This is a genomic window from Acidimicrobiales bacterium, assembly GCA_035512495.1.
Classification (GTDB): Bacteria; Actinomycetota; Acidimicrobiia; order Acidimicrobiales; family CADCSY01; genus DATKDW01.
The window spans coordinates 1-12,723 of sequence record DATKDW010000097.1 but is presented as its reverse complement, the minus strand read 5'-3'; the positions used below and the strand labels follow the sequence as shown (position 1 = coordinate 12,723).

Here is a 12,723-nt window from a genome sequence, read left to right as displayed (position 1 = left end):
TCGCCCCACTCGGCGACGTCGACGGCGCACGCCGCCCAACAGAACTACGAGCGCGACAGCCAGCAAGATTGCGGCCACCGCGAAGAGTCCGATGCGGCGCGTGTCGACCACCGTTTCCGAGACGTCGATCGGGACCGATTTGCCCGCTTCGCCGACGAACGTCGTCGTACCGCCCGGGAGATTCGCGACGACGCGCACCGACACTGCGTTCTTCAACTGTTCGACGAGCGACGCGTCGAGCGCGTTGACGTCGACCTGTTGGCCGGTCAGGTTGGCCAGCAGCTCAGGGTCGGCCGTGATCCCGGTCTGCAAGGCTGCGAGGTCGATGGCGCCGGTGAGCTCGTAGCGCGTCGACGCGAGACCGCGGTCGCGTGTCGCCTGTACCTCTTTCAACGGGCCGACTGCTCCACTCACTTCGTCGAGGATGACCGCGACCTCGTCGGGCTCCGCGAACGACTTCGTGGCCCGAACACGCGCAGAGCCGTCCTCCCCGCGCTGCCATGGTGAAACCGTCCATCCCGCCGCGGTGAGATCAGCGAGCCGCACGCGCTCCTCGAGCTTGCCGCCGCCGGCTTCGACCGCCTGCACCGCAGCCATGTTCATCGTCGCGTCGACGGTGACGGAGCCGCTGCCGTCGTCGCGCATGTCGACCGTGACCGTCGTCTCGACCTTGCACCCCACGGCAACGACGAGGAGTGCGAGCGCGACGAGAAACGTTCTCACACCGCGGCGCCCGCAGCGACGGAGGAGAGAAGGGCGCTCGCCAGCGAGTAAGCGACCGCGGCGCAGGTACCCTGCGCCGCAGCGAACGAGCGAGAAATCAGGTCAGCCCTCGCTGCCGGAGCCGGCGAGCTCGACGGGTGGCGGCTCGATCCCTTCGATGGCGCGGAACACGATCTCCTCGTCGAGCGTGTCGACGACGATCGTCTCGCCGGCGTGGAACTCCTTCCACAGGATCTTCTCCGAGAGCGGGTCCTCGACGAAGCGCTGGATCGCGCGCCGCAACGGCCGCGCCCCGAGCGAAGGGTCGTAGCCCTTGGCCGCGAGCGCGAGCTTGGCTTCCGGTGTGAGCTCGAGCCCGAGACCCTGGCCCTCGAGCTGGTCCTGCACACGCTTGATGAGAAGATCGACGATCTCGGTGACCTCGGCCTGCGTGAGCTCGTTGAAGACGATCACCTCGTCGATGCGGTTCAGGAACTCGGGCCGGAAGCTGCGCTTCAGCTCCTCGGTGACCTTCTCCTTCATCTTCTCGTAGGTGACGGCTTCGTCGGCCTTGCCGAACCCGATCGACGTCTTGCGCAGATCGGCGGTGCCGAGGTTCGACGTCATGATGATCACGGTGTTCTTGAAGTCGACGGTGCGACCCTGCGCGTCGGTGAGGCGGCCGTCCTCCAGGATCTGGAGGAGCGTGTTGAACACGTCGGGGTGGGCCTTCTCGATCTCGTCAAACAGCACCACGGAGAACGGCTTGCGCCGCACGGCCTCGGTGAGCTGGCCGCCCTCCTCGTAGCCGACGTAGCCGGGGGGTGACCCGACGAGGCGGCTGACGGTGTGCTTCTCCATGTACTCCGACATGTCGAGGCTGATCAGGCTGGTCTCGTCGCCGAAGAGGAACTCCGACAGCGTCTTGGCCAGCTCGGTCTTCCCGACGCCCGAGGGGCCGAGGAAGATGAACGAGCCGCTGGGGCGCTTGGGGTCCTTCAAGCCGGCACGGGTGCGCCGAATTGCCTGGGAGACCGCCTTGATGGCGTCCTCCTGGCCGATGACCCGCTTGTGGAGCTCGTCCTCCATGCGGAGGAGCTTGGCGGTCTCCTGCTCGGTGAGCTTGTAGACGGGGATCCCGGTCCAGAGCGACAGCACCTCGGCGATCGACTCCTCGTCGACCTCGTCGAAGAGGTCGACCCCGGAGTCCTTGATCTCCTGCTCCTTGGTCGACTTCTGGGCGAGGAGCTCCTTCTCTTGGTCGCGGAGCTTGCCCGCCTCCTCGTAGTGCTGGGCCTCGACGGCCTCCTTCTTGGATTGCACGACGCGGGAGAGCTCGTTCTCGAGGTCCTTGTAGTCGGGCGGGGTCTGCATGCGACGGATGCGCATGCGGCTGCCGGCCTCGTCGATGAGGTCGATGGCCTTGTCGGGGAGGTGCCGGTCGGCGATGTAGCGGTCGGCGAGGTTGGCTGCGGCCACGAGCGCCTGGTCGGTGATCGTGACCCGGTGGTGGGCCTCGTAGCGGTCGCGCAGCCCCTTGAGGATCTCGATGGTGTGTGCCACCCCCGGCTCCTCGACCTTGATGGGCTGGAAGCGGCGCTCGAGGGCGGCGTCCTTCTCGAGGTGCTTGCGGTACTCGTCGAGCGTGGTGGCGCCGATGGTCTGCAGCTCGCCCCGGGCCAGCATGGGCTTGAGGATCGAGGCGGCGTCGATGGCGCCCTCGGCCGCACCGGCGCCCACCAGGGTGTGCAGCTCGTCGATGAACAGGATGATGTCGCCCCGGGTGCGGATCTCCTTGAGCACCTTCTTGAGGCGCTCCTCGAAGTCGCCGCGATAGCGGGAGCCGGCCACGAGGGCACCGAGGTCGAGGGTGTAGAGCTGCTTGTCCTTGATGGTCTCGGGGACGTCGCCGGCCACGATCTGCTGGGCAAGGCCCTCGACGATGGCGGTCTTGCCGACGCCGGGCTCACCGATGAGGACCGGGTTGTTCTTGGTACGCCGGGACAGGACCTGCATGACCCGCTCGATCTCGCGGCCACGCCCGATGACGGGGTCGAGCTTCTTCTCGCGGGCCGACTGGGTGAGGTTGCGGCCGAACTGGTCGAGCACGAGCGAGCCCGACGGCGACTCGCCGCCCGAGCCGGTGCTGGCGCCGGCCTTGCCGCCGGTGGCTTCGCCCTGGCCGGAGCCGGAGTAGCCCGACAGCAGCTGGATGACCTGCTGGCGGACCCGGCTGAGGTCGGCCCCGAGCTTGACGAGCACCTGGGCGGCCACGCCCTCGCCCTCGCGGATGAGGCCGAGGAGGATGTGCTCGGTGCCGATGTAGTTGTGACCGAGCTGGAGCGCCTCGCGGAGCGACAGCTCGAGGACCTTCTTGGCCCGGGGCGTGAAGGGGATGTGGCCCGACGGCGAAGAGCCACCCTGACCGATGATCTCCTCGACCTGGCTGCGGACGGCCTCGAGGGAGATGCCGAGCGACTCGAGCGCCTTCGCCGCGACGCCCTCGCCCTCGTGGATCAGGCCGAGCAGGATGTGCTCGGTGCCGATGTAGTTGTGGTTGAGGAGGCGCGCCTCCTCCTGGGCGAGCACGACGACCCGTCGGGCCCGATCAGTGAACCGTTCAAACACGTGGACGCCCTCCTGTCCGCTGGGGTTGGGCGGTTTCCGTGGGACGAGTGTACCGAGCCCCCCATCCATCGCACGTCGGCGATCCCGGGATCCTGGCACCCGGTGGTGAGTTCTGCGATCGGGAGGCCCCCCGCTACCGTGACGGGGTGGCTCTGCCCCCCGCACCCCTGCTGCGCCTGCCCGGCATGGCCGACGAGCTGGCCCGGGTGGAGGCGGCACTGGCCTCCTCGGTGGTGGCCGACGACGCCTACCTCACCGAGCTGGCCAGTCACCTCATCAGCGCCGGCGGGAAGCGCCTCCGACCGGCCCTGGCCGTGGCCGCCGGCGCCGTGGCCACCTCCGACCGGCCCGTCCCCGAGGGCGTGGTCCTCGGCGGGGTCTCCGTCGAGCTGGTCCACCTCGGGTCGCTCTACCACGACGACGTCATGGACGAGGCCGAGACCCGCCGGGGCGTGGAGTCGGTCAACGCCCGCTGGGGCAACCTGCGGGCCATCCTCGCCGGCGACTTCCTGCTGGCCAAGGCCTCCGAGATCGCCGCCTCGCTCGGCACCGAGGTCGCCGGCCTGCTCGCCGCCACCATCGGCCGCCTCTGCGAGGGCCAGGTCCGGGAGCTCCAGACCACCTTCGACCCCGGCCGCGACGAGGAGCAGTACCTGGCGGCCATCGCCGGCAAGACGGCGTCGCTGTTCGCGTCGGCCGCCCGCATCGGCGCCATCGTCGCCGAGCTCCCCCGCCCCACCGTCGACGCCCTCACCGCGTTCGGGCAGCGCTTCGGCATGGCGTTCCAGATCGTCGACGACGTCCTCGACGTGGTCGCCACCGACGAGCAGCTCGGCAAGCCCGCCGGCAACGACCTGGCCGAGGGCATCTACACCCTCCCGGTGATCCGGGCGCTTCGCACCCCCGAGGTGGGCGACGAGCTCGGCGAGCTCCTCGGCCGGCCGCTCGGCCCCGTCGACGTCGACCGCGCCCGTCGGCTGGTGCGCTCCGACTCGTCGGTGGCGAGCAGCCTGGTCGACGCCCGCCGCTACTGCGACGAGGCCGTGGCCGCCCTCGACGGCCTCGACCGCTCACCGGCGGTCGACCACCTCGTGGCCACCGCCGCCGGCCTCCTCGAGACCATCCCCACCAGCTAGAGATCCCGTCGGGGTCAGGACCCCTGAGCCTCGGGGCGGAGGGTTGGGAAGAGGATGACGTCGCGGATGGTGGTGGCGCCGGTGAGGATCATGACCAGCCGGTCGACGCCGATGCCGAGGCCGCCGGTGGGTGGGAGGCCGTACTCGAGGGCGCGCACGTAGTCGGCGTCGACGACCATGGCCTCGGCGTCGCCGGCCTCGCGGTGGGCGGCCTGCTCCTCGAAGCGGAGGCGCTGCTCGTCGGGGTCGTTGAGCTCGCTGAAGGCGTTGCCCAGCTCGCGGCCGGCCACGATCGGCTCGAAGCGCTCCGCCATGCCCGCCACCTCCCGGTGGTCGCGCGCCAGGGGCGAGACCTCCTTGGGGTAGTCCATGACGAAGATCGGGCCCCACAGCTCGGCCTCGGTGGTCTTCTCGTACAGCTCGAGCATGAGCTTGCCGGGGCCCCACGCGTCCTCGACGTGGACGCCGTGCTCGCGGCAGGTGGCGCGCAGCTCCTCGACCGGGGTCCGCAGGTCGACCCGCACCCCGGCGTGCTCCTCGATGAGGTCGACCATGGTGGCCCGCCGCCACGGGGGCGTGAGGTCGAGCTCGCGGCCGTCGTACTCGAAGACCGTCGTGCCGCGGATCTCGGTGGCGAGGTAGGCCACGAGCTCCTCGGTGAGGCGCATCATGTCGCCGTAGTCGGCGTACGCCTGGTACAGCTCGAGCATCGTGAACTCGGGGTTGTGCCGCGGCGAGAGGCCCTCGTTGCGGAACACCCGGGCGACCTCGAAGACCCGCTCCATGCCGCCCACCACGAGGCGCTTCAGGTACAGCTCGGGGGCGATGCGCAGGTACAGGTCGAGGTCGAGGGCATTGTGGTGGGTGGTGAAGGGCCGGGCGGTGGCGCCGCCGGGGATGGGGTGGAAGGTGGGGGTCTCGACCTCCACGAAGTCGCGGTCCTCCAGCCAGCGGCGCATCAGGCTGATGATCCGGCTGCGGTCGCGCAGCGCGCTGGCCTCCTCCGAGACCCAGAGGTCGACGTAGCGCTGCCGGTAGCGGGTGTCGGGGTCGGACAGGCCGTGCCACTTGTCGGGGAAGGTGCGGCGGGCCTCGGCGAGCACGACCCACTCGTCCACCTGCACGCTGAGCTCGCCCCGGCGGGTGGTCATGACCTGGCCGGTGACGCCGATCCAGTCGCCGAGGGAGAGGCCGCCGAAGTCGTCGAAGCGGGGGGTGCCGGCGGCGGTGGCGAAGAGCTGGATGCGACCGCTGCCGTCCTGGAGCGTGCCGAAGGCGAGCTTGCCCTGCACCCGGCGGAGCATGAGGCGGCCGGCCACGGTGACGAGCTGGCCCGTCTCGGTCCCCGGCTCGAGGCCGGCGTGCTCCTCCTGGAGGGAGGCAGCGGTCCGCGTCGGCTCGAAGCGGTAGGGCACGGTCGGACGCTGGTCTCCCACGTCCGCCATCGTCCTCTGCCGGGGCGGTGGCGGGCCAATCGGTTGACCCGGCCCGCTACCGGTTCTTGTTGAAGACGATGCGCAGCCCATGGAGGGTGAGCCACGGCTCGTGGTGCTCGATGCGCGTCGAGAGAGGGACCACGAGCTCGCTCAGGCCACCGGTGGCGATCACGGTGGCGGGTCCGAGCTCCTCCTCGAAGCGCCCGCAGAGGCCGTCGACCTGGGCGGCGATCCCGTAGACCACGCCCGACTGGATCGACTCGACGGTGGACCGCCCGATGACGTTCGCGGGCTCCACCAGCTCGACGCGGCGCAGCATGGCCGCCCGGCCGACGAGGGCATCGAGGCTGATCTCGATGCCGGGGATGATGGCTCCGCCGAGGTACTCGCCCTTGCGGGAGATGGCGTCGAAGGTCGTGGCGGTGCCGAAGTCGACGACGATCAGCGGCGGCTCGTAGCGCTCGAGGGCGCCGACGGCGTTGGCGATCCGGTCGGGGCCGACCTCCTTCGGGTTGTCGTAGAGCACGGGGAGGCCGGTCTTCACGCCGGTCCCGAGCACGACCGGCTCGAACCCGAAGTAGCGCTCGGTCATGGTCCGCAGCGCGGCGGTGACGCGTGGCACGCCCGAGGAGATGGCGATGCCCGCCACGTCGGTGTCGAAGCTGTAGCCGTGGAAGCCGAGGAACTCCTGCACGAGCAGGGCCAGCTCGTCGGAGGTCCGATCGGCGTTGGTGGAGACCCGCCAGTGGTCGAGCAGGACGTCGGAGGTGGCGGGGTCGTCGAAGAGGCCGATCACGGTCTCGGTGTTGCCGACATCGACGGCGAGCAGCACTCAGGCCTCCCGGGGGGCGATGTCGAGGCCGATGTCGAGCACCGGCGCCGAGTGGGTGAGGGCGCCGACCGAGATGAGGTCGACGCCGGTGGCGGCGTAGGCGGCCACCGTCTCGAGCGAGACGCGGCCCGACACCTCGAGCAGCGGGCGGGCGGCATCGCCGCGGGCCTCGACGCACGCGCGCGCCTCGTCGGGCGACATGTTGTCGAGCAGCACCAGGTCGGCCCCGGCGGCGATGGCCTCCTCCACTTGCTCGAGGCGGTCGGCCTCGACCTCGACCACGCGGGCGGGCCACCGCTCCCGGGCACGCCCCACCGCCGCGGTGATGCCCAGGCCGGTGAGGTGGTTGTCCTTCAGCAGCACCCACTCGCTCAGGTTGCCCCGGTGGTTGGCGCCGCCGCCGGCGCGCACCGCCGCCTTCTCGAGGGCGCGCAGGCCCGGCGTGGTCTTGCGGGTGTCCCAGATGCGGGCGCCACCACCGGCGGCCTCGACGTACCGGCGGGTGAGGCTGGCGACGCCCGAGAGGTGGCAGAGGAAGTTCAGCGCCGTGCGCTCGGCGGTGAGGATCGAGGCCAGAGGGCCCTCGACCTCGGCGATCACCTCGCCCGGCGCCACCTCGGCGCCGTCGTCGAGGTGCCAGCGGAGGTCGAGGCCGGCGTCGACGGAGGCGATGGTCACCTCCACGCAGCGCCGGCCGGCCACCACGCCGGTGGCACGGGAGGTGAAGGTGGCGGTGGCCCGGGCCTCGGCCGGCAGGAGGGCGGCGGTGAGGTCACCGAGCGGCTCGAGGTCCTCGGCGAGGGCGCGGGCAACCGCCTCGCGCACCGCCGTGATCGGTGGGTGCACACCGGGGCGGGCAGCGGTCATGGGCGGATCCTTGTCGTGGTGGCGCCGTCGTCGCCAGCCGGCTCGACGCTCGACCCGCCATCCCCGTTCTGGCACCAGAACCGCGCTGGTCCCCGCCGCGCTTCTGGTGCCAGAACGACTGGTGTGGGGCTCATCGGGCGTGGACGAGGCGGAGGCGGAGGTCGTCGTCGAGGTCGAGGTGGTCGGACCGCAGGTGGTTGCCCCGGGTCTCCTCCCGCACGTCGGCGGCCCGCACGAGGGCCAGGCCGACGGCGGCCAGGTTCGCGACCTCGGCGGTGGCCAGGTCGACGACGGGCCCGAGGTGGCCCAGCACGTCGGTGACGGCGTCGGCGGCGGCGGCGAGCGACTCGGCGGAGCGGACCACACCGGCGGCGACGGTCATGGCCTGCTGCAGCCGGTCGCGCAGCTCGGCGGCATCGGCCCGGACGGCCCCGTCGTCGGCCACAGCGGCCCGTCGTTGCTCCACCGGAATGACCTCGCCGCCGGTCGGCACCAGCCGACCACCGATGTCGAGGGGGGCTCCGCCCGAGGGTGCCTCGCCGTCGAGGGCGGCCAGCACCGAGCGCATGGCCCCGGTGGGCGAGGGCCCGTCGGTGCCGGCCTCGATGGCCTCGAGGATCCGGGGGGCGAACACCATCCCCTCGAGCAGGGAGTTGGACGCGAGGCGGTTGGCGCCGTGGACGCCGGTGCACGCCACCTCGCCACAGGCCCACAGACCGGGCAGGGCGGTGGCGCCGTGGAGGTCGGTGACGACCCCACCGGAGAGGTAGTGGGCGGCCGGGGCGATGGGCAGCCAGTCAGCACCAGGGTCCAGGCCGATCTCCCGGATCGAGGCGGCGATGGTGGGGAACCGCTCGTCGAAGCGCTCGAGCCCGGTGGCGTCGAGCCACAGGTGGGCCACGTCCTGGGCCAGCATCCGCCGGGTCATGGCCTGGCTCACCTGGTCGCGCGGGAGGAGCTCATCGACGAAGCGCTCCCCCGCTGCGTCCCGGAGGATGGCGCCGTGACCCCGGAGCGCCTCCGACAGCAGCGGCCGGGGCATGGCCGGGTGGTGCAAGGCCGTGGGGTGGAACTGCATGAACTCGACGTCGGCCACCGGCACCCCAGCCCGCAGCGCCATGGCCATGCCGTCGCCGGTGGCCTCGACCGGGTTGGTGGTGACGGCGTAGAGCTGCCCGACGCCGCCGGTGGCCATCAGGGTGTGGCCAGCCCGCACCTCGTGGCGTCCGCCGTGGGGGTCGAGGGCCACCACGCCCCGGCAACGCCCGTTCTCCATCAGGAGGTCGAGGGCGAACCAGCCCTCCATGACGGCGGCCGCGGTGAGGCGCACGGCGTCGACCAGTGCCCGCTCGATCTCCGCCCCCGTGGCGGCGCCACCGGCGTGGACCACACGAGCGATCGAGTGGCCACCCTCGCGGGCCAGGGCAAGGCCGCCGGCGTGGTCGGTGTCGAACACGGCGCCGAGGGCGATGAGGTCGTGGACCCGCACCGGGCCCTCGTCGACCAGCACCCGGGCGGCATCGACATCGCAGAGCCCGGCCCCCGCAGCGAGGGTGTCGGCCAGGTGGAGATCGGTGGAGTCCTCGTCGTTCGACAGGACGGCGGCCACGCCGCCCTGGGCCCAGCGGGTGGCCGACTGGTGCAGCTCGGCCTTGGTGAGCACACCGACCCGCAGGCCTGGCTCGGTGGCGGCACGCACGGCGGCCGACAGCCCCGCCACCCCGCTGCCGAGGACGAGCAGGTCGAGCGGCGGGGGTGCCCCGGCGGTGCTCACCGCCGGCGCGGGACCGTGCCGGTCACAGCACCTCGTCGCCGAAGCCGGCCAGCTCGGCGTCCATGGTGGCCATCTCGGCGGTGACCTGGGCCTCGATCTCGGCGTAGCGGCGGGGGTCGGTGGTGGCGGCCGCCACAACCGCGAGGTCCACCGGGCGGTTCTCGGTGTCGACGTGGACCACCGTGGGCTCGAACCCCTCGAGCTCGGCGTCCTCGTAGTCGGCGTAGGTGATGACGATCACCCGATCGCCGGGCTGGACCAGACGGGCGGCGGCACCGTTGAGGCACACCTCGCCGGCCTCGCCGGTGATGGCGTAGGTCTCGAATCGGGCACCGTTGTCGATGTCGAGCACGGTGACCTGCTCGTGCTCGCGGATGTCGGCCCGCGCCATCAGGTCGGTGTCGAGCGAGATCGACCCCACGTAGTGCAGGTCGGCCCCGGTGACGGTGGCCCGGTGGATCTTCGACTTCATCATGCGACGTCGCAACTGGAGCTCCTGTGGTCGGTGGGCGCCGGCGCTGCGGTCGCCCCCTGGTGGTCAGAACGATAGAGGGTCACGCGGTAACCCCCACATCGAGGGGGTCACGCAGTGACCCCCACATTGTCGATGAGCCTCGCCTTGCCGAAGCGGGCGGCGACGAGGAGGCGAAGGTCGCCGTCGACGGTGTCCGGGGTGCGGAGGGTGGCGGCGTCGACCACGTCGGCGTGGTCGAGCTCGGCGGTGGGCTCGGCGCTGATGATGTCGCCCATGAGCGCCCGGACCTCGGCGGGGTCGCGCTCGCCCGCCCGGATGGCCGCCGCCCCCGAGCGCAGCGCCCGCACCAGCACCGGGGCGGCCTCACGCTCCTCGGGGGTGAGGTAGGCGTTGCGGCTGGAGAGGGCCAGACCGTCGTGGGCCCGCACGGTCGGACAGCCCACCACCTCGACCGGAAATGAGAGGTCGGCGGCCATGCAACGCACCACGGCAAGCTGCTGGAAGTCCTTCTCGCCGAAGTAGGCACGGCACCGTCCGGCCATGGCGAAGAGCTTGGCGACCACGGTGGCGACCCCGTCGAAGTGGGTGGGCCGGCTGCGCCCGTCGAGGACCTCGGTGAGGCCGGCGACGTGCACTGTGGTCAGCACCTCTCCGGGGAACATCTCGTCGAGCGCTGGGGCGAAGACCAGCGTGGCCCCGGCCTCGCCGGCGATGCGGACGTCGCCATCGAGGTCGCTCGGGTAGGCGTCGAGGTCCTCCCCGGCGGCGAACTGCAGCGGGTTGACGAAGACGGTGGTGCACACCACCTCGCACTCCGCCGCAGCACGGGCGACCAGGCTGGCGTGGCCGTCGTGGAGGGCGCCCATGGTGGGCACGAGGCCCACGGTCCGGCCGGCGGCCCGCTCGGCCTCGAGGGCGTCGGTGAGGTCGGCGATGCGCTCGATCACCCGCACGGGACGAGCCTCCGGGCGGCGTCGGCCATCGCCTCGTAGGCGGGTCGCTCCGAGGGGTCGAGGGCGGCGAGGTGGCGCTCGACGGTGGCGAGGTCGCCCCGCCGGACGGGACCGGTGAGGGCGGCGGCCGGTCCGAGGGCGGCGACGTTGTCGACCGTGGACCGCACCAGGTCGAGGTAGGCCTCGAGCGGGACGCCGGCGGTGGCGGCCACCCGCTCGACCTGGCCGAGCAGGGCCACCAGGTGGTTGGCGGCGATGGCAGCCGCGGCGTGGTAGCTGGCACGGTCCTCGTCGGCCACCTCGATCGGACGACCGCCGAGGGCGGCCACCAGGTCGGCCACCAGCGGGTCGCCGGCGACGGCGAACCAGGCACCGGTGAGGCTGGTGTCGCCGGAGGGGATGCTCACCAGGGGGTGGAGCGACGCCCGGCGGGCGTGGGGGGCGAGCACGTCGAGGCCGAGCGAGCCGGCAAGGTGGGCCACCACCGTGGTGGGCACCGGCTCGATGGCACCGGCCACCTCGGCCACCGCGGCGTCGGGGATGGCGACCACCACCAGGTCGACGGCGCGAGCGGCACCGGTGGGGTCGTCGTGTCGGCGGACGGGCTCGACGGCGTCCCAGCCGGCGGCGGTGGCGGCCCGCATCAGGGCGGTCCCGGCCCGGCCGGGCCCGACCACGCGCAGCGTCGGCATGGTGTCGTCGCCTTCCTCACGGTCCAGCCCCGGGATGGGTGCCGGTCGTGGGCCCAGCGTACCGGCGAGCGCTGCCGCCGCCGGCCGGCCGGACGTTGGCGGGGTCTCCCCGACGGATCGCCCGACTGCTCGCTCGGTCAGCGCTTCCGTTGCCCTGGTCGCGTAGCCACGGTTGTGTCGATCGCTCCGAACCCAGTAGCCGATCTCGACGGCGCCCGGGCCCACCCGACGATGCACGCCACCTCCGCCGACGACAGCGCCCGTCGCAGCCTCTCGAAACAGGTACCCGAAGTCGGTGCCGGCGTCGAAGGCGACGCTGCCCTCCGTGAGGGCCTCCCACTGCTTCTCCCTGGTCGGCATCGTCTGCGCCCAGTGCATCCACTGCTGAAGCTCGGCGAAGCTCGACCGCACTGCCTCGAGGACCTCGTCAACGTCTGCCGGACGCCAGCGGACGAGGGTCAGCGGGCTCGCTTCGAGGACGTCAGGCATGGCGGCCATTGCGCAGGAGTCTGGGCAACAGCCGCTCGCCCAGCCAGCCGATTCCGATCAGCGGTGACGCCGTGTCCGACAGCGACCGGTGGCGGGCTCGTAGGCGGTCACGTTGGCCCTCAGCTTGGAGGCTCGCCGCATCAGTCACAGGTGTGGGTCAGGGAGACGTGCGACTCGTCGGGCTGCCCTGCAAGGAGCTTGACCATCTGCAGCGCTGGATCGTCGGCCCCCCAAAGGGTCGGGTGCTCTTCGAAGTGGAAGAAGCCGACCGACCGGTAGAACGCCCTCGTCTCCTCGTAGCCGTCATCCCGGCGGCGTGCGCTCAAGGTCTTCACCGACAAGACGGCGACGCCTTCTGCGCGGAGGAGCTGCTGAACTTCCTCGACGAGCGCGCGGCCGATGCCACCGCGCCGGTGCTGCGCGGCGACGGCGAGGAGGTGGATCTCTGCGGCTGAGTCCGTGTGCCGTATGGGCACGAGCAACCCAACGGCCTTGCCGTCGATCGTCGCCACGAGCGTGCGAGCGGCCTCGGCGGTCGCGATGTAGCCCTCGTTCGCCGCCGGGATGCCGAACCACGCGGGAAGCGTGTCGAGGATGGCTCGACAGGTCTCGCCCGCGCCCCGTTCGTGAACGGTCACCGCCACTCGTCGTTCGGACGGGTTCCGACGGCTCGATCGCTGCCGGTTGGTGAGCCGTGAAGCCGCCTCGAGGGCTGTCGTGACGTAGTGCGTCGTGAGTC

At 71.8% G+C, this 12,723-nt stretch carries 11 protein-coding genes; 1 reads left to right on the top strand and 10 read right to left on the bottom strand.

Annotated features, from left to right (window positions below; translation table 11 throughout):
* Nucleotides 1–723 (bottom strand): hypothetical protein (locus VMN58_13905; GenBank protein HUF34293.1); only part of this gene is annotated, 723 nt, incomplete at its 3' end.
* Between the two features lie 102 nt (nt 724–825).
* On the bottom strand, nt 826–3,330 hold the full coding sequence (locus VMN58_13900) for an ATP-dependent Clp protease ATP-binding subunit (GenBank protein ID HUF34292.1): 2,505 nt from the start codon (nt 3,328–3,330) through the stop codon (nt 826–828).
* Between the two features lie 146 nt (nt 3,331–3,476).
* Here VMN58_13900 and VMN58_13895 point away from each other — a divergent pair, with 146 nt between their 5' ends.
* Nucleotides 3,477–4,466, top strand: a complete 990-nt coding sequence (locus VMN58_13895) for a polyprenyl synthetase family protein (GenBank protein HUF34291.1) — start codon at nt 3,477–3,479, stop codon at nt 4,464–4,466.
* 14 nt (nt 4,467–4,480) lie between these two features.
* On the opposite strand, the gene lysS is transcribed toward VMN58_13895, so the two are convergent.
* From lysS to VMN58_13855, 8 genes are all read right to left on the bottom strand, one after another.
* Complete coding sequence (gene lysS / locus VMN58_13890; protein HUF34290.1) at nt 4,481–5,902, bottom strand: lysine--tRNA ligase; 1,422 nt, start codon at nt 5,900–5,902, stop codon at nt 4,481–4,483.
* A 55-nt stretch (nt 5,903–5,957) separates the two neighbouring features.
* Nucleotides 5,958–6,734 (bottom strand): type III pantothenate kinase, encoded by a 777-nt coding sequence (locus VMN58_13885; protein HUF34289.1) that lies wholly within the window; start codon nt 6,732–6,734, stop codon nt 5,958–5,960.
* Nucleotides 6,735–7,601: a carboxylating nicotinate-nucleotide diphosphorylase gene (nadC, locus tag VMN58_13880; protein ID HUF34288.1), complete on the bottom strand. Its 867-nt coding sequence runs from the start codon at nt 7,599–7,601 to the stop codon at nt 6,735–6,737.
* A gap of 130 nt (nt 7,602–7,731) precedes the next feature.
* Nucleotides 7,732–9,375 carry an FAD-binding protein gene (locus tag VMN58_13875; GenBank protein ID HUF34287.1) on the bottom strand — a complete coding sequence of 548 codons (1,644 nt, stop codon included), beginning with the start codon at nt 9,373–9,375 and terminating at the stop codon, nt 7,732–7,734.
* Nucleotides 9,376–9,397: 22 nt separating this feature from the next.
* Nucleotides 9,398–9,862: an aspartate 1-decarboxylase gene (gene panD, locus VMN58_13870; protein ID HUF34286.1), complete on the bottom strand. Its 465-nt coding sequence runs from the start codon at nt 9,860–9,862 to the stop codon at nt 9,398–9,400.
* A gap of 95 nt (nt 9,863–9,957) precedes the next feature.
* Complete coding sequence (gene panC, locus VMN58_13865; GenBank protein ID HUF34285.1) at nt 9,958–10,803, bottom strand: pantoate--beta-alanine ligase; 846 nt, start codon at nt 10,801–10,803, stop codon at nt 9,958–9,960.
* Nucleotides 10,794–11,993 carry a GNAT family N-acetyltransferase gene (locus tag VMN58_13860; GenBank protein ID HUF34284.1) on the bottom strand — a complete coding sequence of 400 codons (1,200 nt, stop codon included), beginning with the start codon at nt 11,991–11,993 and terminating at the stop codon, nt 10,794–10,796. The genes panC and VMN58_13860 overlap by 10 nt, the downstream gene beginning before the upstream one ends.
* A gap of 131 nt (nt 11,994–12,124) precedes the next feature.
* Nucleotides 12,125–12,723 (bottom strand): GNAT family N-acetyltransferase (locus VMN58_13855; protein HUF34283.1); only part of this gene is annotated, 599 nt, incomplete at its 5' end.

Excerpts from the sequence above, each read along its gene's own strand:
- nadC (HUF34288.1), bottom strand. The coding sequence starts at position 7,601 with ATGACCGCTGCCCGCCCCGGTGTGCACCCACCGATCACGGCGGTGCGC.
- VMN58_13860 (HUF34284.1), bottom strand. The coding sequence starts at position 11,993 with ATGGCCGCCATGCCTGACGTCCTCGAAGCGAGCCCGCTGACCCTCGTC.